Below are 511 nucleotides of genomic sequence, written 5' to 3' on the forward strand. Positions count from 1 at the left end.
GCACGTCGGCAGCGTACTTGCGGCCGATGGCTGGTATCTTAAGCAGACTCACCTGGCGCATCCTGGCCAGCTGGCGCAAATCATCGCGTGCGGCCAATAGATTGATGAACCAGAGATTTCCCACATCGGTAGTAAGCTCCAGTAAGCCCGGACAACAGGCTTGCAGATCCGGAATCATTCTGCTCAGCACACGCACTCTGTCGTGCACCAGTTGACGGCGGCGGCGACTCAGACGCTTCAGTTGGTCGTTCACGGCAGGTGCCGTCACCACCGGTTGCAAGACCTCGCGCGACAGACGGCCGGTGTGACGTAGTCGGAACAACTCCAGCATGCGCCGGGCGTCGATGACATCGGTCTTGGCCGGGGCTGGAAACATCTCCTTGTAGCGGGCCAGTTTCAGGTTGTTGACGTTGAACAGGCGCCAGTGGCGCTCCAGTATCAGGCGATCCAGCGGACGCGCCCAGCCATTGTATGCTTCCATGGCCACTTCAACTGGTCGATCCTGCGCGTG

The 511-nt window shown here is 60.1% G+C and carries 1 protein-coding gene; it reads right to left on the reverse strand.

Features of this window, described 5'->3' with window-relative positions:
• Positions 1–481: IS110 family transposase (locus H3H36_RS26365; RefSeq protein ID WP_229220125.1), on the reverse strand; the 481-nt coding region annotated here is incomplete at its 3' end.
• Positions 482–511 lie beyond the last annotated feature (30 nt).

Source organism: Rugamonas fusca (genome assembly GCF_014042365.1).
GTDB lineage: Bacteria > Pseudomonadota > Gammaproteobacteria > Burkholderiales > Burkholderiaceae_D > Rugamonas > Rugamonas fusca.